This window comes from Roseomonas sp. CCTCC AB2023176 (assembly GCF_042259275.1).
GTDB lineage: Bacteria > Pseudomonadota > Alphaproteobacteria > Acetobacterales > Acetobacteraceae > Roseomonas.
This window is the reverse complement of sequence record NZ_CP170086.1, coordinates 1,385,817-1,409,868: the sequence shown is the minus strand read 5'-3', so window position 1 is coordinate 1,409,868 and position 24,052 is coordinate 1,385,817. Positions and strand designations below refer to the sequence as shown.

Here is a 24,052-nt window from a genome sequence, read left to right as displayed (position 1 = left end):
GTCATTCGTCGCGCGGGATGGCGTCGAGCAGTTCCGCGAGGTCCGACTTCGCCAACAGGTCCTTCGGCAGGCGCTTGCCGATATCGGCGGACCAGTCCTGCCGGTCGGCGATCGGCGCGGAGAGGATCGGGGTGACGCCGACCTCGGCGACGGTGCGCGCGACCTCCCGCATTTCCTCCGCGCGGCGCTTGCCGTGGATCAAGGGCCGGGAAATCACGTAGCGCGCGAGGGCGCGCCAGTCGGGGTGCGGGAGGGTGTCCTTCAGGGAGGCCAGCACCGCTTCCTCCACGCCGTAGCGGCGTGCCGCGAGCATCGATTCCGTCGTCAGGGCCTCCAGGCCTTTCACCATGACGGAGCGGCACATCTTCACGGCGGAGGCGCGGCCGATCTCCGCCGAGAAGACGGTGAGGTCCATGCCGAGCGGGGCCGCGGCCTCGAGGAAAGCCTGCGCGTGCGGGCCGCCGAGGAGGATGGGCGTGCGCAGGCCCTTGGGCGGGACGCTCGCCATGACCGCGGCTTCCACGTACCGGCCACCGGCGGCCAGGACGGCTTCGGCGGTCTCGCGCTTCGCGCCGGGGGAGACGGAGTTCACGTCGAGGACGAAGGGGGCATGGCCGAGGCCGCCCAGCGCGAAGCGCGCGGCGTCGAGCGCCGAGCCCGCGGTCACAGCGGAGATGACGAGGTCGGCGCCCTGCACGGCCGTCGGCGCGGAGGGAGAAGGGGTGATGCCGGCGGCCGCTGCGTTGGCGCTGGCCTTGCTCGACGGGTCGGCGAAGGCGGTGTCCCAGGCCGTGATGCGGGCGATGCCGGCCGCGCGGAGGTCCCGGGCAAGAATGCTGCCGACCTCGCCGAAGCCGATGATGGCGACGGAATCGATCATGCGCGGGACTCCTCGGGCCAGTAGAGGCGGTTGGGGTTGTCCACGAGGACGCGCCGCAGCATCGCGGCGTCGCCATCCAGCGCGTCGTTCAGCAGGTCCAGCAGGTCTCCGTCATTCGGCATGTCGCCGGCGATGTTCGGATGCGGCCAGTCCGTGCCCCAGAGCACGCGGTCCGGCGCCATCGCCGCGAGGGCGCGGGCGAAGGGCAGCGCGTCCCGGAAGGGGCTGCCTGCGGAGGAGACGCGCTCCATCCCGCAGATCTTCACGTGGGCCAGCGGGTTGCGCATGAGGCCGAGCAGGGCCTGGAAGGCCGGCTGCTCCGTCCCCGCCTTCGCCTTCACGCGGCCCATGTGGTCGATGATGAAGGGCAGGCGGATAGCAGCGATGCGCGGCGCCAGTTCCTCGATGTCCTGGGCGTCGAGGTGGAGGACGACGTGCCACCCCAGCGGTTCCAACTGCGCCAGCACACGGTCGAAGACGGCCATGTCGGGCATTCCGCCGAGGTGGCGGACGAAGTTGAAGCGCACGCCGCGGATGCCGCCCTCGTGCAGCGTGCGCAGGTCGGCATCGGTCACGCCGGGGTCCACGACGCAGACACCGCGCAAGCGGTCCTGTCCAGCCCTGGCGATCCCGTCGAGCGTCACGCGCATGTCGCTGCCGTGGCAGGAGGCGTGGACGATCACCGCGCGCTCCAGCCCAAGGATGCGATGCAGGTTGACCAGCGCCTCGTAGGGCGCGTCGGGCGGCGTGTAGGCCCGGTCTTCCGAATAGGGGAAGACGGCGCCGGGGCCGAAGATGTGGCAGTGCGCATCGCAGGCGCCGGCGGGGGCCTTCGTCCGCGGCGTGCGCGTGTCGGGGGCCGGGCCCTTGCAGGTGGGGATGGCGCGATCCAGTCCCTTGGCGTTCATTGGCGTTCGATCCCCGACCTCTCGATGACCTCCGCCCAGCGGGCGGTGTCCTGTTGCAGGAGCGTCGTCAGGGCCTCCGGTCGACCGCCGCGGACCTCGACGCCGGAGCGGGTGAGCGTCTCGCGCGTTGTCGGCTCCGACAGGACTTCGTTCACTGCGCGGTTCAGGAAGGCGACTGCCTCGGGAGGCGTGCCGCTGCGGGCGGAGAGCGCGTTCCAGGACGCCACGTCGTAATCCTGCACGCCGGCTTCAGCCAGCGTCGGAACGTCTGGTAGCGTGGAGGCGCGGGCAGCGGACGTCACGGCGATCGCGCGGATGGCGCCGGAGTCGATCTGGCCCCTGATGGGGCCGGTGATCTCGAAGGCCGCGTCCACGTCGCTGCGGAGGAGGGCCGTCATGAGCTGTGGCGTGGCGGGGAAGGTGATGGTTTCGAAGCGCGTGGCGGTGCGCATGCGGAAGAGTTCGGCGGATAGGTTCTGCGTGCTGCCGGCCGCGATGGTACCGATGTTCAGGCGGCCGGGCTCGGCGCGCAGGCGAGCCAGCAGCGACGGCATGTCCCGCGCGCCGTTCGGGGCGACGATCACGGCGATGGGGAACGCGCCGAGGGTGACGACGGATGTCAGGTCGCGTAGCGGGTCGTAGGGCAGGCTGCGGAAGAGGGTGCGGGAGATCGCCGTGCCGTTCGTCGTCGTCAGCAGCGTATGGCCATCGGGCGCTGCGCCCATCAACTGCTGCGCGGCAACGATGCCGCCGGCGCTCGGGCGGTTGTCGATGACGACGGGCTGGCCGATGCGCTCAGCCAGGCGCCCGCCGACGGTGCGGACGGTCAGGTCGGCGACGCCGCCCGCCGCGAAGGGGACGATGATCCGCACGGGGCGGCTCGGTGCCCAGGCCTGGGCGCGGGCGAGGGACGGGGTCGCGAGGGCTGCGACGAGGAGCGTGCGGCGCGGGATGTCGGGACCGTTCATCGGGTCCTCCTTGTTGCCTGTGGCGTTCAGTCCGGGCGCATGTTTGCGCGGCGCACCACCGCGCCCCAACGCGAGCGCTCCGCTGCGATGAAGCGGCCGAAGGATTCGGGGGAGCCCGGCGCAGCCTCCGCGCCCTCGGCGGCGAGGCGCGGGCGGAGGCGGTCGCCGGTGAGAATGCGGCTGGCTTCGGTGTTGATCCGTTCGATGACCGGCCGCGGGGTGCCGACGGGCGCGACGAGGCCGTACCACTGCGTCGCCTCGAAGCCTGGCACGCCGGATTCCGCAATGGTGGGGATCTCCGCAGCGGAGGAGAGGCGGGAGAGGGAGGAGATGCCGAGGGCGCGCAGAAGGCCGGCGCGCACCGGCGGCAGGATGGGCGGGCCGCCGGTCATCGTCGCCTGGATCGTGCCGGCGATGAGGTCGTTCATCATCGGCCCGGTGCCGCGGTAAGGGATGTGTTCGAGGTCCACACCGGTGGCGAGCGAGAAGGCGACGGTCGCGATGTGGGCGGCGGAGCCGTTTCCGCCGGAGCCGTAGGAGATGGAGCCGGGGCGCGCCTTCGCGAGCGCGATGAACTCTGCGACGTCCCTCGCCGGGACGTTCGGGTGGACGACGAGGATGTTGGCGACGGTCGCGACGAGGATGACGGGATCGAAGGCCGTGGCCGTGTCGAAGGACAGGTTGCGGTAGAGCGTCGGGTTCACCGCGAGCGTGCCGATATGGCCCATCATCAGCGTGTACCCGTCGGCGGGGGAGCGGGCGACGGCCTCGGTCCCGATCGTGCCGCCGGCGCCGCCCCGGTTCTCGACGACGAAGGGCTGACCGAGGGCTTCCTGCAATTCGGCGCCGAGGGCGCGGGCCAGGATGTCGGTGCTGCCGCCCGGCGTGAACGGAACGACGATGCGGACGGGCTTGTCGGGCCAGGTGCCCTGGGCCCGCGCGAGGGCCGGGGCGGCGAGGACTGCGACGGTGACGGTGCGGCGACGGAGCGTCATGCGACCTCGGGCGGTAGCCCCTCCCATACCTCGTCGGTGGTGAGCGGGCGGGGCAGCAAGTCCTGCTCCGCGGAGAAGCGGATGGCGAGTTCGATCGCCGGGTTCAGTGCCGCGCGGGTCGTGCCGTTGAACAGGCGCACGAGTTCCGCGGCGATGTCGGGGCGCGACTCCGCAACGTCCCGGCGGAGCACGAGGAGGTGGTTCACGGGGACGAAGCCGTGGCGGGTGCGGAAGGCCTCGCCGGCTGCGGCGACGTCGGGGAAGACAGGGCGGAGCGCCCGGTCGTCCGGCGTGTCGTTGCCGAAGATCGCGGCGTCGAGGGTGCCGTCCTTCAGCAGGGCGAGGAGGTCGGAGCCGGGCGGGGCGCGTTCGACGAAGGAGGGGTCCGCATATTCCGCGACGTGCGCGTCTTCGAAGGTCACCCAGCGGATGCCGTCCGGCGCGACGCCGTGTTCGTGCTGCAGGGTGCCGCGCAGCCATAGGCCCGTGGTCTGCGAATAGGCGCGGACGCCGACGCGCCGGCCCCGCAGGTCCCCGGGGGCGCGCACCGGGCCGTCGGCGCGGCAGAGCAGCGCGCCTTCCTGGAAGCGTGCGGCCATCACGACGGGCAGCAGGACGAGCGGCTTGCCCCAAGCCTTAGCCATGAGGAAGGTGGCGATGGCCATCTCGGAGACCTCGAAGCGGCCTTCGCGGACCATCGGCGCGAAGGCGCGGGAGATCGGCTTGATCCCCGCGTCGTGCAGCACGAGCGGCGAGGCGACGCCGCCGTCCAGCGCGGCGGCCGAGTGGTTGTAGCGCCCGATGGCGACGGAGAGGTCAGGCATCTTCGTAGCGGAGCCCCTTCCTCGCGAGCGCGTCGCGCATGCCGTAGATGTCCAGGCCGAGTTCGCCGGCGGCGAGCCGGCTACGCGTCGCGGCTTCCTTGGCCTCGCGAGCCTCGGAGGCCCGGGCGACGGCCTCGGCCTCCTCCCGCCGCACGACAACGATGCCGTCATCGTCTGCGACGATGAGGTCGCCGGGATGGACGACCTGGCCGGCGATGGAGAGCGGCAGGTTCACGTCGCCGAGCGTTTCCTTCACCGTGCCCTGGGCGGAGATGGCCCTGGACCAGACCGGGAAGCCCATCTCCTTCAGTTCCGCCACGTCGCGGCATCCCGCCTCGATCACCAGCCCGACCACGCCGCGGGCGCGGAGAGAGGTGGCGAGGAGTTCGCCGAAGTAGCCGGCATCCGAGGGCGAGGTCGGGGCGACGACGAGGATGTCGCCCTCGCGGCACTGCTCGACCGCAACGTGGATCATCCAGTTGTCGGCGGGCGGGATCGAGACGGTGACGGCGGTGCCTACGGCGCGCGCGCCGGGATAGATCGGGCGCATGTGGGAGGCGAGGCAGCCGCGGCGGCCCTGTGCCTCGTGCACCGTGGCGACGCCGATCCTGGCGAATCGGGCCGCGAGGTAGGGCGCGACGCGTGGCGGGTTGCGGCGAACGAGGCCCGTCATCGGCCCTGCTCCTTCAGGATGGCGTCGAGGCGAGGATAGACGCGGCGGGCGTTGAGTTCGAACACCTTGCGCTTATCGGCCTCGGGGATCGTCAGCGCGTCGATGTAGCGCTTCGTGTCGTCGAAATAGTGGCCTGTCTCCGGATCTATGCCGCGGACCGCGCCGACCATCTCGGACCCGAAGAGGATGTTGTCCACGTCGATGACGCGGAACAGCAGGTCGATACCGGGCTGATGGTAGACGCAGGTATCGAAGAACACGTTGCGCATGATGTGTTCCGACAGGGGCGGGCGCTTCAGCATGTCGGCTAGGCCCCGGTAGCGACCCCAGTGATAGGGCACGGCGCCGCCGCCATGGGGGATGATGAAGCGCAAGGTCGGGAAGTCGCGGAACAGGTCGCCTTCCAGGAACTGCATGAAGGCCGTCGTGTCCGCATTGATGTAGTGGGCGCCCGTCGCGTGGAAGTTGTGGTTGCAGGAGCCGGAGACGTGGATCATCGCGGGCACGTCGAGTTCCACCATCTTCTCGAAGAAGGGGTACCAGGCGCGGTCCGTCAGTGGCGGGCCGCTCCAGTGGCCGCCGGAGGGATCGGGATTCAGGTTGCAGCCGATGAAGCCGAGGTCGCGGACGCAGCGCTCCAGTTCCCCGATCGAATGGGTGATGGAAACGCCGGGGGATTGCGGCAGCTGGCAGACCCCGACGAAGGACTGCGGGTACAGGTCCACCACGCGCTTGATCAGGTCGTTGCAGCGGTGCGTCCAGGCCTCGCTGACCCGTTCGTCGCCCACGTGGTGCGCCATGGTGGAGGCGCGGGGGGAGAAGACCGTCAGGTCCGCGCCGCGTTCGCGGAGGAGGCGGAGCTGGTTCGTCTCGATGCTCTCGCGGATCTCGTCGTCGGAGATGTTGGGATAGGCGGGGTCTACGTCGCCGCCGGCCTTGAAAGCGGTGGTCTGGGCCTTCCGCCATTCGTCATGGGCGGCGGGGGCGGTTGTGTAGTGGCCGTGGCAGTCGATGATCACCGGGCGGTCTCCGGGGCGGGGTGCGGGGTGGGCGTCATTCCGCGGCATCTTCGAGGGGAGGCGTGCCGTGGGTACGGAAGCTTTCGATGGTCTTCAGGCCCCAGGCCTGGCCCTTCTTCCGCTCCGTCTCGGTCCAGGTGATGGGCTTCCAGTCCGGGGCGAGGATCAGGCGGGCGCCGGCATTGGCGACCTCCACGCGGTTGCCGCCGGGCTCGTAGACGTAGAGGAAGAAGGTCTGCTGCACCGCGTGCTTGTGCGGGCCGGTCTCGATGTGGACTCCGTGTTCCAGGAAGATGTCGGCGGCCTGGAGGATCGCTTCCCGACTGTCGAGGGCGAAGGTGACGTGGTGGAAGCGGCCGGGGACGCCGTGCGCCTCCTTCGTGAAGGCGAAGTCGTAGGATTTGTTCGTGGCGGTCAGCCACATCCCCGCCTCCTCCCCGCTGTCGAGGACGATGCGCTCGGTCAGGCGGAAGCCGAGGGTGCTCTCGAAGAAGTCGCGGCAGGCGCGGACGTCCACGGCAAGGCAGTTGAAGTGATCGAGGCGCCGGACGTTCACGCCGCGCGCGGGGAAGCGCTGTGCCTGGTTCTTCAGCGACGGACGCAGTTCCGGCGGCGGCTCGTACCATTCGGTCTCGTGGTAGATCTCGAAGACGTGGCCGTCCGGGTCGCGGAAGCGGTACCCGGGGCCGTGTCCCAGGTGTTCGGTGTGCTCCCAGACCTCGTGACCCGCGGCGCGCAGGGCGGCGACGCGGCGTTCCAACGCCTGCGGGGAGCGCGTGCGGAAGGCGGCATGGCCGAGGCCGGAAGTGCGGGACGCTGTCAGTTGCAGGGAGTACCGCTCGTAGTCGTCCCAGCCTCGGAGGTACACGGAATCGCCATGACGCCCGCTTTCCGTCATGCCCATCACGTCCACGAAGAAGCGAAGGGATTCATCGGGCTTCGGCGTCAGGACTTCGACATGGCCGAGATGCGCGATGTCCATGATGGGCTCGGGCTGCACGCCGATTCCTCCGGTTCCCTCTCGCGGGGGCTGCGGGGAGGGTTAGCGCTTCCCGTGCCGTCGCGTCCCATCCGGAGTTGGGTGCGCGGTATCAGGGTCCGGCATACCGGCGAAGCCTCGTTCGGCCAGTTCGGCGACATAGGCGCGAAGGGACGCGATGAAGGCGGCGGCGGGTGGGGAAGGCGGGCCGGGGGGCAGGATCAGCCCGCCGCGCGCGGCGGGGCCGGGACAGGCAGGGGTACGACGCGCAGCGCCCCGCGGAGCAGGTCGCCCACCATCATGGACCGCGGCATGACGGAGAGATGGTCCGTCGCCAGCAGCATCTCCCGGATGAAGCCATAGGAGGAGGAGCGGAGCGGCGAGGATCGCGACAGGTGCAGCAGGGAGAGCAGGTGCTCGATCTCCTGCCCCACGCGCTGCGAGACGGTGGGGAGGACGAGGTCGTAGGGGGCGAGATCCGCTGCCGTGACCGGGTGCCCCGTCGCGAAGACCGGGTGGCCGGCGCGGCCGAGGATGGAGATCGGTTCCTCCCACAGGGCTTCACGCACGAAGTCGTCGGGGTTCGCGGGGGGGTAGAGGCGACCGACGACGAGGTCGAGTTCGCGGGAGGCGAGGAGTGGCAGCAGTTCCTCCGTGCGGCCCTGTTCCAGGCGCACCGTGACGTCGGGGTGGGACGCCTTCAGGCGGATCAGCGCGCCGGGCAGCACGCCAACTGCGGCGACGGGGAGGGCGCCGACGGCGACGGTGCCGTCGGCGGCGTCCAGTTCCTCCTCCGCGCGGTGCAGTTCGGAGAGGACGCGACGGGCGAGGCGGACGATCACGGCCCCCTCGGCCGTCGGGCGCACGCCGCGGGGGTGCCGGTCGAAGAGGCGGGCGCCGACCACCGCCTCCAGTTCGCGCAGCGACCGGGACAGGGCGGGCTGGCCGATGCCGATCGCGGCGGAGGCCTTGAGGAGCGAGCCGTGGGTCGCCAGCGCCTCCGCGATGCGGAGCAGCGACAGTTTCAGCCGCTGGTCGAGGAAGCGGCTCGGCATGGATGAATCACCATTCGCCGTAGAAGACGCCGGCGCGCTTGTGGGCGTCGGTGCGGAACTCCGCCTCTTCCAGCGTGATGGTGGTGCGGCGCTTCAGGCCCTCGAACCACCGTAGCAGGCGGGCGCGCATGTCTACGCGCACGGGTTCGAGGGACGGGTCGGCCCCGCGGTCGAAGAACTCGTCGGGGTCGGACGCGAGGTCGAAGAGTTGCGGGCGCAGGCCGCCGCCCCAATGGATGTACTTCCAGCGTGCCGTCCGCACCATCCAGGCGTGATGGTGGCCGGTCGGCAGGCCCAGGCGGCGTCGGGCGCCGCGGAAGGTCCAGTCGAGTTCGGAGAAGACGGCGTCGCGCCATGACGGCGCGATGCCGCGCGTGAGCGGCAGCAGCGACCGACCCTCCACGACGTGGCGCGATGGGTCGAGGGCGAGTGCGTCGAGAATGGTCGGGACGACGTCGATCATCTCGACGAAGCGGTCATCCGCCGTTCCGCGCGTCGCGTCGGCCTCCGGCGAGGGATCGTAGAGCAGGAAGGGGACGCGCTGCACGCAGTCGTGGAACAGTTCCTTCTCGCCGAGCCAGTGGTCGCCGAGGTAGTCGCCGTGGTCGGCGGTGAAGACGACGAGCGTGTCGTGCCAGCGGCCCAGCCGTTCCATCGCGGCCCAGACGCGTCCGAGGTGGTCGTCCAGTTGCTGGATCAGACCCTGGTAGGCCGGGCGGACCGTCGCGATGGCCTCGTCCTGCTGGAAGCTGCGCGCGACTTCCTCGTTCAGCCATTCGCGCAGGACGGGGTGCGCGTCGGGGCCGCGCTCCGCCTCGTGCCGGCGGACGGGGAGGCAGTCCTCCGGTCCGTACATCGCGTGGTAGGGGGCGGGGGCGACGTAGGGCCAGTGGGGCTTCACGTAGGAAAGGTGCAGGACCCAAGGATTGTCCGCCTGGCCGTCCATGAAGGCGATCGCCTGATCCGTCGTGTAGGCGGTTTCCGAGTGTTCCTCCCGCACGCGCGCGGGATGGCGGACATTGCGCATCTTCCAACCGGATCGCGGTCCGTCCGGCGTGTCCACGGCGATGACGTAGTCGGTCCAGGGATCGGGGGAGTCGTAGCCCCTGGCGCGGAGCCAGGCGGCGTAGGCGTTGTGCGGTTCGGAGTGATGGCCGTCGTGGCGGTCCACGACCTCGAACCAGCCTTCCCGCAGCAGCACGGCGAGTTCGTTGTGCCCGTCCAAGTCCAGGCGTCGCATGCCCCGGGCGTCGGGGATGACGTGGGTCTTGCCGGCGAGGGCGAGGGTCCGGCCGCTCTCGCGCAGGTGCCAGCCCAGCGTGACCTCCCCGATGGAAAGCGGCACGCGATTGTGCGTCGCGCCGTGGGAGGACACGTAGCGGCCCGTATAGGCGGACATGCGCGACGGACCGCAGATGCCCGACTGCACGTAGGCCTGGGTGAAGCGCACGCCGCGGCGCGCCAGCGCATCCATGTTCGCGGTGCGCAGGTACGGGTGACCGGCGCAGGTCATGTGGTCCCAGCGGAGCTGGTCGCACATGACGAAGAGGATGTTCCGGATAGCTGTCATCGCGCCACGCAGGTCAGCACGCGGCGTTGGGTGGCGCTACTCCTCGGCGGCGAGAAGGGCGGCGTTGCCGCCCGCGGCCGCGGTGTTGATGGTGACCACGCGTTCCCCCGCGAAGCGGCGGAGGTAGTCGGGTCCGCCCGCCTTCGGGCCGGTGCCCGACAAGCCGGAGCCGCCGAAGGGCTGCGTGCCGACGACCGCGCCGATCATGGAGCGGTTCACGTAGGCGTTGCCCGCCGGCACGGCCGCGAGGACGCGCGCGATGAAGCCCTCGTTCCGGCTCTGCACGCCGAGGGTCAGGCCGTAGCCGGTCGAGGCGAGGTCGCGCAGCAGGGCGTCCAGCGCGTCCGGCCGCCAGCGGACGACGTGGAGGACGGGGCCGAAGACTTCCTCGGCCAGGTCTGTGGGGCCGCGGAGTTCGAAGAGGTGCGGCGCGACGAAGTGGCCGTCGGGCGGGGCGGTGCCGGCCAGGTGAACGCGCGCATCCCGCGACATGCGGGCGATGTGCGCGTCCAGGCGCGCCTTAGCCTCGGCGTCGATGACGGGGCCGAGATGGGTTGCGGGGTCGGCGGGGTCGCCGACGCGCATTTCGCGCGCGGCGCCTGCGATCATGGCGATGACCTTGTCCGCCACCTCCTCCTGCACGCAGAGGAGGCGCAGGGCGGAGCAGCGCTGGCCGGCGGAGCGGAAGGCGCTGGTGACCGCGTCGTCCGCCACGGCCTCGGGCAGCGCGGTCGCGTCCACGACCATGGCGTTGATGCCGCCGGTCTCTGCGATGAGGGGGACGATCGGGCCGTCCTTCGCGGCCAGGGCGCGGTTGATCCGCCACGCGACCTCCGTGCTGCCGGTGAAGGCGACCCCGGCGATCAGGGGATGCGCGACGAGGGCGGCGCCGACGTCGCCGGCGCCGGGCATCAGGTGCAGCGCCGCGGGTGGCACGCCCGCGCGGTGCAGCAGCGCCACGGCTTCGGCCGCGACCAGCGGCGTCTGCTCCGCGGGCTTCGCGAGGACGGTATTGCCCGCCGCGAGCGCCGCCGCGACCTGCCCCGTGAAGATCGCGAGCGGGAAGTTCCAGGGGGAGATGCAGGCCCAGGCGCCGCGGCCGTGGCGGGACAGGACGTTGCTCTCGCCCGTCGGGCCCGGCAGCACCTCCGGCCGGAAAAGGGCACGGGCCTGGACGGCGTAGTAGCGCAGGAAGTCCACCGCTTCCCGCAGCTCGGCGACGGCGTCGTCGAGGGTCTTGCCGCCCTCGTCCACGAGGAGGGCGATGAGGCGACCGCGATTCGTCTCGTAGAGGTCTGCGGCGCGTTCCACGGCGGCAGCGCGTGTCGCGGGGCCCGCGCCGTTCCAGGCGCGCCAGGCGCGGTGCGCGGCGTCCACGGCGGGGGCGACGGCGTCGGTGCTTTCCATCACGCGGCCGATCCGGGCGCCGGTCGCGGGGTTGACAGCGTCCCGCGCCGTGCCGGGGAGGGTACGGCCCTCCACCAGCGGGGCCGCCTCGGCCGGGGCGCGGGCACGCGCCACTTCGGCCAGGAGCGCTTCGAGCGCAGCGCGGTCGCCGAACTCGACGCCGCGGGAATTGCGGCGGTCCGGGTAGAGCGCGGCGGGCAGGGGCAGGCGCGCATTCGCCGCGGCCTCGGGTGCGCCGAGGGCGGCGGCGGGGCGCACCAGCAGGGAGGTGACGGGCACGTCCGGATCCGCGGCGCGCGAGACGAAGGAGGAGTTGGCCCCGTTCTCCAGCAAGCGACGCACGAGGTAGGCGAGGAGGTCGGCATGGCCGCCCACCGGCGCGTAGGTGCGAACGGCCAGGCCTTCCCGCCGCCGCAGCAGTTCGGCGTAGAGCGCGTCGCCCATGCCGTGCAGGCGCTGAAACTCGTACCCGTCGACTCCGCCGGCACGTTCCAGGATGGAGGCGACGGTCAGCGCGTTGTGCGTCGCGAATTGCGGGTAGATGCGGGGGCGCAGTGCGAGCATCCGTTCCGACAGCGTGAGGTAGGCGAGGTCCGTCGCGGCCTTGCGCGTCCAGACGGGGTAGCCGTCCAGGCCGCGCTCCTGCGCGCGCTTCACCTCGGCGTCCCAATAGGCGCCCTTGACCAAACGCACCATGAAACGCCGGTCGAGCCGGTGCGCGAGCTCGGCGATCCAATCCACCACGGCGCCTGCTCGTTTTCCGTAGGCCTGGACGGCGAGACCGAAGCCGTCCCAGCCTGCGAGCGCCTCGTCCGCCGCGACGGCGGCAATGACGTCGAGGGAGAGTTCGAGGCGGTCCTGCTCCTCCGCGTCCACGGTAAAGTTCAGTTCCTGCGCCCGCGCGGCGCGGGCGAGGTCGCGGACGACGGGGACGAGCTCCGCCATCACACGGTCCCGCGACACCGCCTCGTAGCGCGGATGCAGGGCGGAGAGCTTGACGGAGATGCCGGGGCGGTCGGGCAGGGGCCGGTTGCCCGCCGCGCGTCCGATCGCGGCGATGGCGTCTGCGTAGGACGTCGCGTAGCGCGCGGCGTCGTTCGCGGTGCGCGCGCCCTCGCCGAGCATGTCGAAGGAGTAGCGGTAGACGCGGCCGGCGCGGCTGCCGGCGCGATCCAGGGCCTCCCCGATCGTCTGGCCCAGGACGAAGTGGCCGCCCATCACGCGCATCGCGGCGCGCGTGGCCTCGCGCACCGCGGGGCTGCCGATCCGCTTCGTGAGCGAGGCGATCACGCCCTCAGGGGTCTCGCCGGGCCGGACGATGCGGGTGGAAATGCCGAGCGCCCAGGCCGCGGCGTTCACCAGCACGCCGCCGCCCGCCGGTTCGTGGTGCGCGAAGTCGCCGGCGCCCAGGCGGTCCTCGATCAGCGCGTCGGCGGTGCGGGCATCGGGGATTCGCAGCAGGGCTTCGGCCAGGACCATCAGGGCCAAGCCCTCACGCGTGTCGAGCGCATATTCTCGCAGCAGTTCCTCGACGCCGCCGAGGCCGCCGCGGCCGCGGATGGCCGTGATGAGGGCGCCGGCTTCGGCGTCCACCCGCGCTTCGCGCTCTGCCGGCAGGGACGCGCGGGCAAAGAGGGAACGGATCGCCGCCGCATCGTCCGGCGCGTACGGGGCGGCGAGCGACGAGCTGCCCCGCGTCACGATCTGGTCCATGCCGTCCTCCCGCCACCCCCGCGCCCGGCCGACATGTGGGGAGCGGCAGGGCGTGCCGGCACCCCTTGCGGAGGTTCGCTACCGCCCCGCGGCGTAGGCCTGCATCAGCCGCGGCGTCGCGGCCGCGATGACCTGCCCATCCCGCCGCCCCGCCGCACAGACGCGGCCGAGGGACCAGGGGCCCTCGACCGACACGTCGTGGCCTCGGCGCCGCATGCCCTCAATGACCGCTGGCCCGAAGCGCTCCTCCACCATCAGGCGTCCCAGCTCGTAGGTCCGGGGGTGGAAGGATTGCGGGAAGTGGCGGGAGGTGAAGAGTGGCATGTCGATCGCCGCCTGCAGGTCGCGCACGCCGTGCAGGTGGCGCAGCAGAACGGCCAGCGTCCACTGGTCCTGCTGGTCCCCGCCGGGCGTGCCGATCGCGAGGTATCCCTCGCCGTCGCGGGTGACGAGGGTCGGCGTCAAGGTCGTGCGGGGCCGCATGCCCGGGCGCAGCGTGGAGGGGTGCCCTTCCTCCAGCCAGCACATCTGGCCGCGCGTGGAGAGCGGGAAGCCCAACCCCGGCACGACGGGGGAGGATTGCAGCCACCCGCCCGAGGGCGTCGCCGCGACCATGTTGCCCCAGCGGTCCACGACGTCGAGGTGGACGGTGTCGCCCCATTCGACCGGCAGCTTCGCGAACGTGGGCTCGCCGCCGCCGACGCCGAGCGGCTTTTCCTGGCCGGCCATCGCGAGCACGCGGGCCATGCGGTCCGCAGTACCCGGCAGGTCGCCGGGGCGCAGTTCCCTCGAAGCGCGGTCCGAGACGAGGCGCCGACGCGCGGCGGCGTAGTCGTCGGACAGCAAGGTCGCGAGCGGGACGTCGGTGAAATCCGGATCGCCGTAGAAGACCTCGCGGTCGGCGTAGCCCAACTTCATGCACTCTACGACGGTGTGCAGCCATTCCTCGCCGGTGGGGTCCATGGCGGAGAGGTCGAAGCCCTCGAGCATCGCGAGGACCTGGAGCATCACGGGACCCTGGCCCCAGGGTCCCGTCTTGTGGACGGTGAAGCCGTGGTAGTCGCGATGCACCGTCGGTTCCGTGCGCGCGGTGAAGCGCGCCATGTCCTCGGCACGCAGCAGGCCGGGGTTGCGACGTCCCGTGGAGTCCAGGATCTCGGCCGTACGGAAGAAGTGGTCCACCGCCTCCGCCACGAAGCCGCGGTAGAAGGCGTTCCGTGCCGCTTCGATCTGGCGCTCGCGGTCGCCGCCCGCGGCCTCGGCCTCGTCCAGGATGCGGCGGTAGGTCGCGGCGATGCCGGGGACGCGGTGCAGGGAACGGGGGCGCGGGACCTCGCCGCCGGGCAGCCAGACCTCGCCGGAGGAGGGCCAGTCCGTCGTGAAGAGTTCGACCGCGGGCAGGACCGTCGTCGCGACGCGGGTCAGTACGGGATAGCCGTTCTCGGCGTATCCGATCGCGGCTTCCAGCACGGCGCGGGGCGTCCAGGTGCCGTGGTCGCGTAGCAGCACCATCCAGGCATCGAAGGCCCCGGGGACTACGGCGGGGAGAAGGCCGGTGCCGGGAACCTGGCGGACGCCGATCTCCGCCATGCGGTCCAGCGTCGCGCCCATCGGCAGGGGGCCCTGGCCGCAGATCACCAGCGGGTCCTTGTTGTGCGGCTTCAGGATGATCGGCACCTCGCCGCCGGGGCCGTTCAGGTGCGGCTCCATGATCTGCAGCGTGAAGCCGGCGGCGCAGGCCGCGTCGAAGGCGTTGCCACCGCGCTCGAGCACGGACATGCCGACGGCGGTCGCGATCCAGTGGGTCGTCGCGATGGCCCCGAAGGTGCCGCGGATCTCGGGGCGGGTGGTGAAGGCTTGCATGGCACCTGTCGCGTTGGCGTGGCGGCCAGTAGAACCGGCGGCGACGCCACCGCAAGGGGACCCGCCTGTGTTAACCGATCCTGGGCCGATCCGGCGCCGAGCCGCCCTCGCGGCCCCGCTCCTCGCTGCGCCCCTGCTGCACGCACCGGCCGCGCCGGCACAGTCGGGCTATCCCGCCCGGCCCGTCACGATCATCGTTCCTTGGGCGGCCGGCGGCACCACCGATATCCTTGGACGCATCCTCGCCGAACCGCTCCGCGCCGCGCTCGGCCAGCCCGTGGTGGTCGAGAACCGCTCGGGCGCCTCAGGCAACATCGGCTCCCTCGCCGTCGCGCGCGCGGTGGCGGACGGGCACACACTGCTCTTCGGTTCCATGTCCACGCACGCGATGAACGAGGCGCTGATCCGGAACATGCCCTTCGGGTCGGGCGACGCGGACTTCACCCCGATCGCGCTGCTCGGTTACGCGCTAAACACCGTCGTCGTGCACCCCTCGGTACCCGCGAACACGGTCGCGCAGTTCGTGGCCTACGCCCGCGCCAACCCGGGACGCGTCTCCTACGCCTCGGCCGGCGCGGGCTCCACGAACCACATCTGCGCGGCGATGCTCGCGCGGATGGCGGGGCTGGACATGGTCCACGTGCCCTATCGCGGCGGCGCGCCCGCTGTGCTCGACACCGTCGGGGGCCAGACGCAACTCCTCGTCTCCGCGGGGACGCAGACGCTGGAACACGTGCGCGCGGGACGGCTGAAGCTGATCGCCGTGACGGAAGGCCAGCGCTCCGCCCTGCTGCCCGACGTCGCGACCGTCGCCGAGACCATCCCGGGCTACGAGATGACGGTGTGGTACGGCGCGCTCGGTCCGCGCGGCATGGACCCGACGCTCGTGGCGCGGCTCAACGCGGAGATCAACCGCGCCCTCACCACGCCTGCCATCAAGGACCGGCTGGCCGGCATCGGCGTCGAGGCCGCGGCGATGACGCCCGAGGCCTTCGCGACGATCCTGCGCGACGACGCGCGGAAATGGCCGGGCATCATCCGCGAGATCGGCATCACGCCTGGCGATGCCTGACGCCGCGCGGCGACGCTGCGGGCGATGAGCCGCCGCACGCCGGAGGTCGCGCTCTACGCTGCCGTGAAGGCGCACCTCCACGCGCTGGGCTACGAGGCGAAGGGCGAGGTCTGCGGCTGCGACATCGTCGCGGTCCGCGAGGGTGAAAAGCCCTTCCTCGTCATCACGGAACTCAAGGCCGCCTTCACCCTCGACCTCGTGCTCCAGGGCGTGGATAGGCTGCGCGCGGCGGACGAGGTGTGGCTCGCTGTCCGCATGACGCGCCGCGGCCGGGACCAGGATTCCCGCGCGCACCGGCTTTGCCGGCTGCTGGGCTTCGGCCTGCTCGCCGTGACGCCGTCCACCGGACATGTCGAGGTCCTGGCTGAGCCCGCGCCCTACAAGCCCCGTCCGGACCGGCGCCGGCGGGACCTGATCCTGCGCGAACACGCGCGACGCCGCGGTGATCCCACGCCGGGCGGCAGCACGCGGGTGCCGGTGATGACGGCCTATCGCCAGACCGCGCTCGACCTCGTCGCCGCGCTGCGCGACGGGCCGCGCCGGCCGCGCGACCTGACGCATCTTGCCCCGGACGCCCGCGCCATCCTGTACCGCAACGTCTACGGGTGGTTCGAGAGCGCCGGGCGTGGGGTGTACCGCCTCACCGCGCTCGGCGAGCGCGCGGCCGACGCGGCGGTGACGGCTCCGCTGCCGCCCGCGCCGCGGTCGTGATCCAGTCGCGGAAGGCGCGGAAGGCCGGTTCCGTGGCTCGCCGCTCGCGGAACACCAGGAACCACGCGCCCTTCGGCACGGTCAGCGTGAAGGGCGCAACGAGACGCCCGTCCCGCAGGTCGTCGTCCACGTAGGGCCGCAAGCCCAGCGCGACGCCCAGCCCATCCGCCGCGGCCTGCTGCGCCTGGCCGTAATAGGGGAGGACCGGCCCGCCTGCGCGGACCGGTGCTTCACCGGCCGCGTTCCACCATCGGGGCCAGTCGTCCTCCGCATGCGCGACGCGCAGGAGGGTCTCGCCCCGCAGGTCCGCGGGGCTGCGGAGCCGGGCGGCGAGCGACGGCGCGCAGACCGGCGTCAGGTCGGCCCTGAACAGCGCCTCGCCCGGCAGCCCGGGCGGGTGGTCCGTGCCGAGGCGGATGCCGCAGGTCCAGTCCTCGGCGAAGGGGACCGCTGCGCCGCCGGTCGCGATGCGGACCTCGACCTCCGGCGCCACGCGGCCGAACTCGGCAAGGCGGGGGATCAGCCAGCGCACCGCGAAGGTCGGACCGACGCCCACCGTCAGGACGCGGCTGGACGTGCCGGCGATCCCCTCCGTCAGCGCGGCGATGCCGTCCAGCAGGGGCGTCAGCCCCGCGCCGTATCGGGCGCCGGCATCGGTCAGCATCAGCCGGTTCGCGGTGCGTTCGAAGAGCGCGACTCCCAGACGCGCCTCCAGCAACTGCACGAGCCGCGACACCGCGGCGGGCGACACGTTCATCTCCTTCGCCGCCGCCGCAAAGCCGCCCGTGCGCGCCGCTGCCTCGAAGGCGCGGAGGCCGTTCAGCGGCGGCAGGCGTCGGCCCGGTCCCATCGTCGCCAGCATCAGGAATCCTGGCGCTGACCGCAAGGTAATCCCGTTTGCACACCGCTACGGCGACGCGCATCACAGGCGCAGAGGTACCCCGCCGATGTCGCCCGCCCTGATCGCAGCCCTGCTTCTGGTCATGGTGGCAACCGCGCTCCTCTCCGGCATCTTCGGCATGGCGGGCGGCCTGGTCCTCGTCGGCGTGCTGCTGACCCTTCTCCCGGTGCCGGACGCGATGCTGCTGCACGGGGTGACGCAGGCCGCGTCCAATGGCTGGCGCGCGCTGCTCTGGCGGGGGCATATCCGTCTCCGCCCCATCCTCGGCTTCGTCGCGGGCTGCGCGCTGGCGATGCTGGTGTGGAGCCTTTGGCGCTACGTCCCCGACAAGCCCGTCGCGCTCCTCATGCTGGGCATCACGCCCTTCCTCGTCCGTGCATTCCCGCCGAGATGGAAGCCCGACTCCGAAAGGCCTGCGCAGGGCGTCGCCTACGGCGGTGCCTGCATGAGCCTGATGCTGCTGACCGGCGTCTCAGGCCCGCTGATGGACACGTTCTTCCTGGGCGGAAAGCTCGATCGGCGGGAGATCGTGGCCACGAAGGCGGCCTGCCAGCTCTTCTGCCACGCCGCGAAGCTGCTCTACATCGGCGCGCTGGTGGAGGATGCGGGCACGCTCGATCCCCTGCTGGCGGTTCTCGCGGTCGTGGCTTCGATGCTCGGAACCACGCTGGCCCGGCCGATCCTGGAACGCCTGTCGGACGGGCAGTACCGCGCCTGGACCTGGCGCATCATCACGGTGATCGCGACCTACTACGTCGCGCACGGAACCTGGCTGCTGCTGACCTGACGGAGACGGACGATGCCCGAAGCACCCGAGCCGCTGCTGCTGGACCTGCTGGAGACGCTTCGCGCGGGGCCCCGTCCCTACGCGGAAACGCAGGAAGCCTGGCGAACCTCCTGCCCCCGGCTTCCGGTGTGGGAGGATGCGCTGGACTCCCGCCTGATCGCGCGGCGCGCGGTGGCGGGCGAACCCGCCACCGTCGCCCTCACCGCCGACGGCGAGCGCTTCCTCGGCGCCCGCCGCGGCTGACCCGCCTTACCGCAGCACGATCTCGACGCGGCGGTTCTGCGGCTCCCGCACGCCGTCGGCGGTCGGGACCAGCGGCTGGCTTTCGCCGAAGGCCTGGACCGAAATCGCGCCGCGCGGCACGCCGTTGCGGACGAGTTCGGACGCGACGACCTCCGCCCGGCGCTGCGAAAGGCGCTGGTTGTACTGCGGCGTGCCGGAACGGTCGGCGTGGCCCGCGACCTCGATCCGCGTCACCTGCGCCGTGCGCGCCGCGTTCGCTGCTTCCGCCACGATCTGCCGCGCGCGGTCCGACAGGTCCGCCCGGTCCCAGTCGAAGAAGACGAGGTAGGTGCGCGCGACGTTCTGCTGCACGGCCGGTGCGGCCGGGGGCGGCGCCGCGACGGCCGGGCGCGGCTGGTTGAAGGCGTAGCGCAGGCCGACGAGGACGGAGTTGTTGTAGTTCGACGACCGCGCGCCGCTGCGCCGGACGGTGAAGCCGCCCGCGAACGTTTCCGTATCCGCCCCGCGCTCCGCCGTGCCTAGGAAGCGGTACTCGGCCGTGAGCGTCAGGCCGGGGACGCCGGCGAAGGTCAGCGGCACGCCGATGCCTGCGATCGCCTGGTAGGCGAAGCGCACGTCGCTGTCGGTGCTGCGGATGCGCCCGCCCGTGAAGTTCGCGCCGACATCCTCGAAGTCCCGCCAGATCGCGCCGACGCCGGCGCCGATATAGGGCTGGATGTAGGACGGGACGGGAATGCCGAAGGTCGCGAAGTCGAAGTCGTAGAAGACGTTGGCCATCGCGCCGTAGGAGCGTGACCGGCCCGTCGCGTTCAGCCCGGCGGCACCGATGTTGCGGACCTTGTCCACGTCGTTCTGGCGGTAGTTGCCCTCGATCTCCGCGCGCAGGCCGTTGCCGAAGCCGTAGCCGATGCTCGCGAGGCCGACGAAGCCGAGCTCGTACTGGACCTTGGCGTTGCCGCCGTTCACGGGGAAGCCGGCGGCCCGCAATTCCTCCGTGAGCGGGCCGGCGTTGCCGAGGCGGTTGGGCTGCAGCCAGTTCGCGCCGAAGCCGCCGGCAATGTAGAGGCCGGTCACCGGCTGAGCCTGCGCGGCGGCCGGCAACAGGAGGGCAGAGGCGAGGAGAAGGGGTCGCAGGTTCATGGGCGCCGTTCCTTTCGGGGATGCCGCGAACGCGTCGCGTGACATCCCCGCAGGACTCCGTTCGCGGCCTCCCCGGCACCTTCACAGGTTAAGCGACGCGCGCGGGGCCCTGGCCCGTGTCGCCGGGGGCACACTTCACGTTAAGCGCGTCGCGGGCGCGGAGACAGGATGCGGAACAGCAACGGAAGCGCCAGCCCGATCGCGCAGGCGGTCCACCCCAGGGCCTGCGTGTTGTGCACGCCTTCGCGCCAGGCGCTGCCGAGCGCCGCAAGGACCAGCGTGATGCCGACGAGCCATTCCGCCCAACCCCCGCCGCCGCGCGGCTGATCCCGCAGCAGGGCGCGCGCGATCACCGCAACCAGCGGCACGGCAAACGTGGGGAAGGGGAAGTCGCGGTAGCGCGAGTCGAAGAGCAGCAGCAGTTGCAGCACCGCGGCGGTCCAGAGGAAGACGAACAGCAGGTCCTCGAAGGCGAAGGCGCGCCAGTCCCGCCACCGGAAGCGGCCGAGGAAGAGTCCCCGCAGGTTCGCCGTGGCCTCCGCGCCGTTGCGCGACGGCTCGACGGGACCACCGGAGAGCACCATCCCCGCGCGGCGCAGCAGCAGCGCGGCAAGCAGCGCCTGGCCGACGACGTTCACAGTGCCGGCCGCCGCTTGATGTTCGTCGAAGGCGTAGGGGAAGGTGCCGCACCAGGCGAAGGCCAGCGCGTTCCCCAGCGCGACGGAGAGCGCGGCGAGCGCGGCCCGCGACGCCGCGGGGAAGGCTAGCGACGTCGCGACGAAGAACGCGCCGGAGAGCAAGAACGCCGCACCTGCATAGGCCCACCAATGCGGGTTCTCCCGCACCGGGCCGGAGAGGGAAAACTTCGGCTCCCGCTCCGCGGTCCAGAGGCCCCAGGCCGCGCCGACCGTGCCCTCGTTCTTGTATTTCCAGACCTGGTCGAAGGCCTCGATCAGGTTATAGTCGAAGCCTTCTTCCCGCGCGAGGCGCGCGAAGTCGCGGAGGAACACCGCCTGCTCCACGCGCGAGGGCACGGCGGCTTCCCGCCAGCGGCCCATGGAGGGCCATCCGATCTCCCCGATCGCGATGGGCTTGTCCGGGAACATCGCGCGAATCTGCCGGAATACGTCGCGCACATGGGCCATGGCGCGGTCCACGCCGAGCGGCTCGTCCTCCCAGTACGGCAGGATATGAATGGTCACGACGTCCACGTGGCGGGCCAGTTCCGGGTACTGCGCCCAGAACTCCCAGACATCGGCATAGGTCACGGGCTGGCGCACCGCGGCCTTCACGCGGTCGATCTGCCGCGCCAGTTCCTCCACCGGCAGGTCGCGGCGCAGCAGGACCTCGTTGCCCACAACGACACGCTCCACGACATCCGGGAAGCGGTTCGCCGTCTCGATCAGGCGCGCGATCTCCCGGTCGTTCTGCCGCAGGTCGCGGCCCAGCCAAGCGCCCTTCCAGACGCGCAGGCCATGGCGGCCCGCGATCTCCGCGACCTCGTAATTGCCCTCGATGCTGGCGTAGGTCCGGATGGCGCGGACGCGGGGGGCGATGAGGCGAACGTCTTCCTCCACCTGCGCCGCGGTCGGGAAGATGTCGCGCAGCGGCGACTGGCCCGGGCGGAAGGGCGCGAAGGAGACGGAGTTGAAGCGCTCCGACATCATCGGCACGTCGCCCGCCTGCTCGCGGTTCGGGAACCACCAGATCAGGAGGGTCGCGAGGACGCCGAGGACAAGCGCGATCACGGCATTGCGAGGCAGGACCATGGTCCCGGGGTGTAGCCGCGCCGGGAACGGCGGCGAAGCCCCCGCCTCCCCGTGGCGTGCCCCCCGTGGCGTGCGCCCCGCGGCGTGGCGCTTGGGGCGGCGCCGGCGCGGCCCCACATCGAGCGGCGGACCCGGGGGATCTGCCCATGCCGACCGACGGCCTCACCGACGATCAGGTCCGCGAGGTGCTGCTGAAGGCCCGCCGCATCGCCGTCGTCGGCGCCTCCGACAAGCCGAACCGTCCGTCGCACGGGGTGTTCCGCTTCCTCCTCGACCGCGGTTACTCGGCGATCCCCGTCAACCCGGCCTTGGACGGCCGGACCGTCCACGGGATGGCCTCCGTCCCCAGCCTCGAGGAGGCCGGTCCCCTCGACCTCGTGGACGTCTTCCGTCGGTCGGAGGACGTAGGGCCCGTGGTGGACGAGGCGATCCGCCTGAAGGCGAAGGCCATCTGGCTCCAACTCGGCATCTGGAACCACGAGGCTGCAGGCCGGGCGCGCGCCGCCGGCATCCCGATCGTGATGGACCGCTGTCCCGTCATCGAGTGGCCGAGACTCGGCCTGCCGCCGCGGATTCCTGCCTGACGGCTAGATTACAGACTTGAAAGGTTTGCCCGCCTGCGCCACCTCTCCGCGCGCCGGCGGCCCCCTTCAACAGGCCGCCCGAGAGCCTTCGAACGGCCCCACAGGAGCCAGGACGAGATGACCGACGAGGAACGCCAGATCATCACCCGCTACGTCGAGCGGGTGTCAGGCGTGGGACAGGCCGCCCCGGCCTCCACGGGGCCCTGGGGCGCCCGCAGCGTCCCGAGCACCCAGCCCAACGCCAACCTGCCCCCGGTGGACCCGGAGGCGGACCGGCTGATCAGTGACCTGTTCAGCCGCTACCCCGAGGCGCGGTACCGCCTGACCCAGACCGCCTTCGTGCAGGAAGCGGCGCTGGTCCAGGCGCAGAACCGCATCCAGGAACTGGAGTGGCAGCTGGAGAACACGCAGCGCCAGGCCCAGGCCAACCAGGGGTCCCGCGGTGGGCTCTTCGGCGGCATGTTCGGCGGCGGACGCCCGCAGCAGGTGCCGATGACGCCGCCGCCGCAGCCGGTTCCCTACCCGCAGGGCATGAACCCCGGGATGATGCAGCAGGGCGGGGGCGGTGGCTTCCTCCGCACCGCCGCGATGACGGCGGCGGGCGTGGCCGGCGGCCTGGTGCTCGGCAACGTGCTGATGAACGCCTTCTCCGGCGGCGGCGCGGCGCATGCGGCCACGAACACGGCGGGCGGCTCCTTCGGCGAGGAGGCGGTGAACACCCCGGGCGCCTCGCCCTGGACCAATCCGGGCGGGCAGGATGCGGCGCCGGTTTCCGATCAGTCGGGCTGGGGCGGGCAGGATGCCTCCCCGGTGGCAGACAACTCGGGCGACTGGGGTGGCAACGACGCCGCGGCCTATGACGACGCCGGCGGCTTCGACGACGAGGTCTGATCCCTCACCGGGGCGTCCCGCGACCGCGGGGCGCCCCTTTCTGATGATGGTCTCTCATCGACGGGCGACCTGAACCCTGGCGCCGCTCATTGACCGTAGCGGGGGCGAGCGCCACCGTCCGGCTATGCGCGTGCCTGACCTGGACCTCGACCTCCTCCGCGCCTTCGTGGCGGTGGCCGAGCGCGGCGGCTTCACCGCGGCGACGGCGGCGCTCGGGCTGACGCAGTCCGCCATCTCCCTCAAGATCCGGCGGCTCGAGGACCTTCTGGGACAGCGTGTGCTCGACCGGACCTCCCGGAGCGTGGCCTTGACGCCGCAGGGCGAGACGCTGTTGGCCTATGCCCGCCGGATGCTCGCGTTGAACGAGGAGGCGGTGCGGCGAATGGTGGCGCCGCCGGTCACGGGCCGCCTTCGCCTGGGCGTCGCCGATCACTTCGTGCCGCGGTCGCTCACCCCGCTGCTCGCCCGCTTCGCCCGCGAGTATCCGGGCATCCGGCTGGAGGTGGAGGTCGGTCGTTCCCACGACCTCCGCCGCGCGCGGGACGAAGGCGCGCTCGACCTCGTCCTCGGCAAGCGCCGGGATGGAGAAACGGAAGGCACCGTCCTCTGGACCGAGCCGGTCGTCTGGGCCTCCGCGCCAGGCTGGTCCGTGCCGGAAGGGCGGCCGGTCCCGCTCGCCATGCTCCCGCAGGGCTGCATGTTCCGGGATCGCGCCCTGACGGCGCTCGCCCGTGCCGGGATCGCTTTCGAGGTGACCTACACCTCCCCCTCGCTGCTTGGCGTCGCCGCGGCGGCACAGGCGGGTCTGGGCGCGACGGTCATGGGGGCCTCCGGCCTGCCGGACGGCCTCGTGCCGCTCGCGGGCCTGCCACCGCTCGGCCACGCGGAGATGACCGTGTTCGGCGACTTGGCCCGCCAGGCGCACCTCGCGGGTCCGTTGGTCGCGGCGATCCGCGACACGGTCCGGGCCGCACCGCCGCTTGCGGCGTGATCGGGTGATGCCGGTTGGGTGCTGATCCTGCTGGCGCTGCGCAGGTGTCTTCCGGGAGGCTCTGCCTCCCAGATCCTCCACCCGGGGGTGACCGCACCCCCCGGACCCC

The 24,052-nt window shown here is 71.9% G+C and carries 22 protein-coding genes; 7 read left to right on the top strand and 15 right to left on the bottom strand.

Annotated elements, in window-relative coordinates; genetic code table 11:
* Window position 1: 1 nt before the first annotated feature.
* The 12 genes from ACE7GA_RS07040 to ACE7GA_RS06985 form a co-directional block, all read right to left on the bottom strand.
* A complete protein-coding gene (locus ACE7GA_RS07040) occupies window positions 2–880 on the bottom strand; it encodes a DUF1932 domain-containing protein (RefSeq protein WP_376097612.1) in 879 nt (292 codons plus the stop codon).
* Window positions 877–1,788: an amidohydrolase family protein gene (locus ACE7GA_RS07035; protein ID WP_376097609.1), complete on the bottom strand. Its 912-nt coding sequence runs from the start codon at window positions 1,786–1,788 to the stop codon at window positions 877–879. The genes ACE7GA_RS07040 and ACE7GA_RS07035 overlap by 4 nt, the downstream gene beginning before the upstream one ends.
* Window positions 1,785–2,756 (bottom strand): Bug family tripartite tricarboxylate transporter substrate binding protein, encoded by a 972-nt coding sequence (locus tag ACE7GA_RS07030; protein WP_376097606.1) that lies wholly within the window; start codon window positions 2,754–2,756, stop codon window positions 1,785–1,787. Before ACE7GA_RS07030 ends, ACE7GA_RS07035 begins: the two co-directional genes overlap by 4 nt.
* 26 nt (window positions 2,757–2,782) lie before the next feature.
* The gene (locus tag ACE7GA_RS07025; RefSeq protein ID WP_376097603.1) at window positions 2,783–3,751 is read right to left on the bottom strand and encodes a Bug family tripartite tricarboxylate transporter substrate binding protein; all 969 of its coding nucleotides are present in this window, start codon (window positions 3,749–3,751) and stop codon (window positions 2,783–2,785) included.
* Entirely contained in the window at window positions 3,748–4,575 is an 828-nt protein-coding gene (locus ACE7GA_RS07020) for an ABC transporter substrate-binding protein (protein WP_376097600.1), read from the bottom strand. Before ACE7GA_RS07020 ends, ACE7GA_RS07025 begins: the two co-directional genes overlap by 4 nt.
* On the bottom strand, window positions 4,568–5,248 hold the full coding sequence (locus ACE7GA_RS07015) for a 4-carboxy-4-hydroxy-2-oxoadipate aldolase/oxaloacetate decarboxylase (RefSeq protein WP_376097597.1): 681 nt from the start codon (window positions 5,246–5,248) through the stop codon (window positions 4,568–4,570). The genes ACE7GA_RS07020 and ACE7GA_RS07015 overlap by 8 nt, the downstream gene beginning before the upstream one ends.
* On the bottom strand, window positions 5,245–6,267 hold the full coding sequence (locus ACE7GA_RS07010) for an amidohydrolase family protein (protein ID WP_376097594.1): 1,023 nt from the start codon (window positions 6,265–6,267) through the stop codon (window positions 5,245–5,247). Before ACE7GA_RS07010 ends, ACE7GA_RS07015 begins: the two co-directional genes overlap by 4 nt.
* Window positions 6,268–6,301: 34 nt before the next feature.
* Window positions 6,302–7,267, bottom strand: a complete 966-nt coding sequence (locus ACE7GA_RS07005) for a catechol 2,3-dioxygenase (protein WP_376097591.1) — start codon at window positions 7,265–7,267, stop codon at window positions 6,302–6,304.
* A 200-nt stretch (window positions 7,268–7,467) separates the two neighbouring features.
* Window positions 7,468–8,301, bottom strand: coding sequence for a LysR family transcriptional regulator (locus ACE7GA_RS07000; RefSeq protein ID WP_376097588.1), 834 nt, complete (start codon window positions 8,299–8,301; stop codon window positions 7,468–7,470).
* A gap of 7 nt (window positions 8,302–8,308) precedes the next feature.
* Window positions 8,309–9,871, bottom strand: coding sequence for a sulfatase-like hydrolase/transferase (locus ACE7GA_RS06995; RefSeq protein WP_376097585.1), 1,563 nt, complete (start codon window positions 9,869–9,871; stop codon window positions 8,309–8,311).
* Between the two features lie 36 nt (window positions 9,872–9,907).
* Window positions 9,908–12,991, bottom strand: coding sequence for a bifunctional proline dehydrogenase/L-glutamate gamma-semialdehyde dehydrogenase PutA (putA, locus tag ACE7GA_RS06990; protein ID WP_376097582.1), 3,084 nt, complete (start codon window positions 12,989–12,991; stop codon window positions 9,908–9,910).
* A 78-nt stretch (window positions 12,992–13,069) separates the two neighbouring features.
* Window positions 13,070–14,854, bottom strand: a complete 1,785-nt coding sequence (locus ACE7GA_RS06985) for a gamma-glutamyltransferase family protein (protein WP_376097579.1) — start codon at window positions 14,852–14,854, stop codon at window positions 13,070–13,072.
* Window positions 14,855–14,921: 67 nt separating this feature from the next.
* Here ACE7GA_RS06985 and ACE7GA_RS06980 point away from each other — a divergent pair, with 67 nt between their 5' ends.
* Complete coding sequence (locus tag ACE7GA_RS06980; protein WP_376097576.1) at window positions 14,922–15,926, top strand: Bug family tripartite tricarboxylate transporter substrate binding protein; 1,005 nt, start codon at window positions 14,922–14,924, stop codon at window positions 15,924–15,926.
* A gap of 24 nt (window positions 15,927–15,950) precedes the next feature.
* On the top strand, window positions 15,951–16,637 hold the full coding sequence (locus ACE7GA_RS06975; protein ID WP_376097573.1) for a DUF2161 family putative PD-(D/E)XK-type phosphodiesterase: 687 nt from the start codon (window positions 15,951–15,953) through the stop codon (window positions 16,635–16,637).
* Here the strand turns inward: ACE7GA_RS06975 and ACE7GA_RS06970 are convergent.
* Window positions 16,567–17,487 carry a LysR substrate-binding domain-containing protein gene (locus ACE7GA_RS06970; RefSeq protein WP_376097570.1) on the bottom strand — a complete coding sequence of 307 codons (921 nt, stop codon included), beginning with the start codon at window positions 17,485–17,487 and terminating at the stop codon, window positions 16,567–16,569. The genes ACE7GA_RS06975 and ACE7GA_RS06970 overlap by 71 nt on opposite strands.
* A gap of 97 nt (window positions 17,488–17,584) precedes the next feature.
* Between ACE7GA_RS06970 and ACE7GA_RS06965 the strand changes: the two genes are divergently transcribed.
* Together ACE7GA_RS06965 and ACE7GA_RS06960 are read left to right on the top strand one after the other, a co-directional pair.
* Window positions 17,585–18,325 carry a TSUP family transporter gene (locus ACE7GA_RS06965; protein ID WP_376097567.1) on the top strand — a complete coding sequence of 247 codons (741 nt, stop codon included), beginning with the start codon at window positions 17,585–17,587 and terminating at the stop codon, window positions 18,323–18,325.
* A 12-nt stretch (window positions 18,326–18,337) separates the two neighbouring features.
* The gene (locus ACE7GA_RS06960; RefSeq protein WP_376097564.1) at window positions 18,338–18,568 is read left to right on the top strand and encodes a hypothetical protein; all 231 of its coding nucleotides are present in this window, start codon (window positions 18,338–18,340) and stop codon (window positions 18,566–18,568) included.
* A gap of 6 nt (window positions 18,569–18,574) precedes the next feature.
* Here the strand turns inward: ACE7GA_RS06960 and ACE7GA_RS06955 are convergent, their stop codons facing one another.
* Complete coding sequence (locus tag ACE7GA_RS06955) at window positions 18,575–19,708, bottom strand: OmpA family protein (protein ID WP_376097561.1); 1,134 nt, start codon at window positions 19,706–19,708, stop codon at window positions 18,575–18,577.
* Window positions 19,709–19,848: 140 nt separating this feature from the next.
* Complete coding sequence (locus tag ACE7GA_RS06950) at window positions 19,849–21,477, bottom strand: glycoside hydrolase (protein ID WP_376097558.1); 1,629 nt, start codon at window positions 21,475–21,477, stop codon at window positions 19,849–19,851.
* 146 nt (window positions 21,478–21,623) lie between these two features.
* On the opposite strand from ACE7GA_RS06950, the gene ACE7GA_RS06945 reads away from it, so the two are divergent.
* The 3 genes from ACE7GA_RS06945 (at window position 21,624) to ACE7GA_RS06935 (ending at window position 23,943) form a co-directional block, all read left to right on the top strand.
* The gene (locus tag ACE7GA_RS06945; RefSeq protein WP_376097555.1) at window positions 21,624–22,061 is read left to right on the top strand and encodes a CoA-binding protein; all 438 of its coding nucleotides are present in this window, start codon (window positions 21,624–21,626) and stop codon (window positions 22,059–22,061) included.
* A gap of 117 nt (window positions 22,062–22,178) precedes the next feature.
* Window positions 22,179–22,952, top strand: a complete 774-nt coding sequence (locus tag ACE7GA_RS06940; RefSeq protein ID WP_376097552.1) for a DUF2076 domain-containing protein — start codon at window positions 22,179–22,181, stop codon at window positions 22,950–22,952.
* A 124-nt stretch (window positions 22,953–23,076) separates the two neighbouring features.
* Complete coding sequence (locus ACE7GA_RS06935) at window positions 23,077–23,943, top strand: LysR family transcriptional regulator (protein ID WP_376097549.1); 867 nt, start codon at window positions 23,077–23,079, stop codon at window positions 23,941–23,943.
* Window positions 23,944–24,052 lie beyond the last annotated feature (109 nt).

Excerpts from the sequence above, each read along its gene's own strand:
- ACE7GA_RS07040 (WP_376097612.1), bottom strand. The coding sequence starts at position 880 with ATGATCGATTCCGTCGCCATCATCGGCTTCGGCGAGGTCGGCAGCATT.
- ACE7GA_RS07035 (WP_376097609.1), bottom strand. The coding sequence starts at position 1,788 with ATGAACGCCAAGGGACTGGATCGCGCCATCCCCACCTGCAAGGGCCCG.
- ACE7GA_RS07030 (WP_376097606.1), bottom strand. The coding sequence starts at position 2,756 with ATGAACGGTCCCGACATCCCGCGCCGCACGCTCCTCGTCGCAGCCCTC.
- ACE7GA_RS07025 (WP_376097603.1), bottom strand. The coding sequence starts at position 3,751 with ATGACGCTCCGTCGCCGCACCGTCACCGTCGCAGTCCTCGCCGCCCCG.
- ACE7GA_RS07020 (WP_376097600.1), bottom strand. The coding sequence starts at position 4,575 with ATGCCTGACCTCTCCGTCGCCATCGGGCGCTACAACCACTCGGCCGCC.
- ACE7GA_RS07015 (WP_376097597.1), bottom strand. The coding sequence starts at position 5,248 with ATGACGGGCCTCGTTCGCCGCAACCCGCCACGCGTCGCGCCCTACCTC.
- ACE7GA_RS07000 (WP_376097588.1), bottom strand. The coding sequence starts at position 8,301 with ATGCCGAGCCGCTTCCTCGACCAGCGGCTGAAACTGTCGCTGCTCCGC.
- ACE7GA_RS06995 (WP_376097585.1), bottom strand. The coding sequence starts at position 9,871 with ATGACAGCTATCCGGAACATCCTCTTCGTCATGTGCGACCAGCTCCGC.
- putA (WP_376097582.1), bottom strand. The coding sequence starts at position 12,991 with ATGGACCAGATCGTGACGCGGGGCAGCTCGTCGCTCGCCGCCCCGTAC.
- ACE7GA_RS06985 (WP_376097579.1), bottom strand. The coding sequence starts at position 14,854 with ATGCAAGCCTTCACCACCCGCCCCGAGATCCGCGGCACCTTCGGGGCC.
- ACE7GA_RS06975 (WP_376097573.1), top strand. The coding sequence starts at position 15,951 with ATGAGCCGCCGCACGCCGGAGGTCGCGCTCTACGCTGCCGTGAAGGCG.
- ACE7GA_RS06970 (WP_376097570.1), bottom strand. The coding sequence starts at position 17,487 with ATGGGACCGGGCCGACGCCTGCCGCCGCTGAACGGCCTCCGCGCCTTC.
- ACE7GA_RS06965 (WP_376097567.1), top strand. The coding sequence starts at position 17,585 with ATGTCGCCCGCCCTGATCGCAGCCCTGCTTCTGGTCATGGTGGCAACC.
- ACE7GA_RS06960 (WP_376097564.1), top strand. The coding sequence starts at position 18,338 with ATGCCCGAAGCACCCGAGCCGCTGCTGCTGGACCTGCTGGAGACGCTT.
- ACE7GA_RS06955 (WP_376097561.1), bottom strand. The coding sequence starts at position 19,708 with ATGAACCTGCGACCCCTTCTCCTCGCCTCTGCCCTCCTGTTGCCGGCC.
- ACE7GA_RS06950 (WP_376097558.1), bottom strand. The coding sequence starts at position 21,477 with ATGGTCCTGCCTCGCAATGCCGTGATCGCGCTTGTCCTCGGCGTCCTC.
- ACE7GA_RS06945 (WP_376097555.1), top strand. The coding sequence starts at position 21,624 with ATGCCGACCGACGGCCTCACCGACGATCAGGTCCGCGAGGTGCTGCTG.
- ACE7GA_RS06940 (WP_376097552.1), top strand. The coding sequence starts at position 22,179 with ATGACCGACGAGGAACGCCAGATCATCACCCGCTACGTCGAGCGGGTG.
- ACE7GA_RS06935 (WP_376097549.1), top strand. The coding sequence starts at position 23,077 with ATGCGCGTGCCTGACCTGGACCTCGACCTCCTCCGCGCCTTCGTGGCG.